The sequence below is a fragment of the Vibrio sp. YT-18 genome (assembly GCF_033337345.1).
GTDB classification, from domain to species: Bacteria; Pseudomonadota; Gammaproteobacteria; order Enterobacterales; family Vibrionaceae; genus Vibrio; species Vibrio alginolyticus.
Genome location: NZ_JAWOQO010000297.1, coordinates 1 through 1,021, shown reverse-complemented (window position 1 = coordinate 1,021; position 1,021 = coordinate 1). Strand labels below are relative to the sequence as shown.

Sequence of the window (1,021 nt, the reverse complement as noted above, 5' to 3'; positions counted from 1 at the left end):
TTGCAAGTCATGACACAAAGACGCAGCACTGCCTAAGCCCATATTTGGCTTAATGCCTTGCTGCTTGGCCGTCTCGTTGTATTGAATAATCCGGCAGCGTTGATTTTCGACAATGACGACCGGGTGCTCTTGGTTGTTGCCAAACAGCGCATCCAACTGTAGGTGAGGGAAGTGCAAGTAGATCCACAAAACCATGTGATTATCCTTGATTCGCCAATGGGAAGTTCACCACAGTCGATGGGATATGAGTCATCACTGGCATCACCAACTGCGGGTAATCATGTTGAAAGTCGATATTGATACTGCCTTTGTTCCAGCCCCCTTTGCGTTTCAATACTTCCACATTTACGCCTTGTTCATGACCTTGCAGCTTTAAGCTCAATGACACAGGTAGGGACAAGCGATTTGCCATGCTCGGTTTGAGCATAAAAAGCGGACAAGCGCCTTGTTCACTGGCAACCTGTAAGCGTTTTACTTGGTGGATTTCTAGTTCGTCTTGCCATAGCAATACGTTGGCACAAACACCACTTTTCAGACACTGTTCTGCGGCCCACAAAGCATCTCGATGATGTGTAGGATTTACGACCCAAACTTGGTTTATATCTAAGCCAATATTGTGTAGAAAAAGCGAATTCATTAACGCTGGAGGTTGAATGAATGCGGTTACCCCTCTCGAAAGAGACGCTTTTAGATATGGAGCGAGTAAACGCAGTTCACCAATACTGCCTACGGATTCCATCTCTACCACACCGTGAGAAGGAAAGCCGCCACCAAGCAATTCATCTAGCTCAGCAAAACCGGAGCTGCTTAGGAATTGATGGTCGTCCGCTTTTGTTAAATTGGCTTGCCAAACAAGATGCTGGCTTTTTAAGTGTTGTATGATGTCTTGCATAAATAAAATGCCTGTATATGAATACAGTATATTTCTATGATGAAAACACGCAAGATTTTTGTAAGTGAGAAAATGAAAAAAGGCAGCGTTTGCTGCCTTTTTAATCGATTATGTGAGATTGTGATAATG

The 1,021-nt window shown here is 44.0% G+C and carries 1 protein-coding gene and 1 pseudogene; both read right to left on the bottom strand.

Translation table 11 applies throughout. The annotated features are described in order from the left end of the window. A pseudogene (locus tag R7M72_RS26125) lies at positions 1-195 on the bottom strand (DNA polymerase Y family protein); the annotation flags it as partial. Between the two features lie 4 nt (positions 196-199). Continuing rightward, positions 200-892 carry a translesion DNA synthesis-associated protein ImuA gene (gene imuA, locus R7M72_RS26120; RefSeq protein WP_021448897.1) on the bottom strand — a complete coding sequence of 231 codons (693 nt, stop codon included), beginning with the start codon at positions 890-892 and terminating at the stop codon, positions 200-202. Positions 893-1,021 lie beyond the last annotated feature (129 nt).

Bases quoted from the DNA above. Each gene is read 5' to 3' on its own strand.
- imuA (WP_021448897.1), bottom strand. From the start codon at position 892: ATGCAAGACATCATACAACACTTAAAAAGCCAGCATCTTGTTTGGCAA.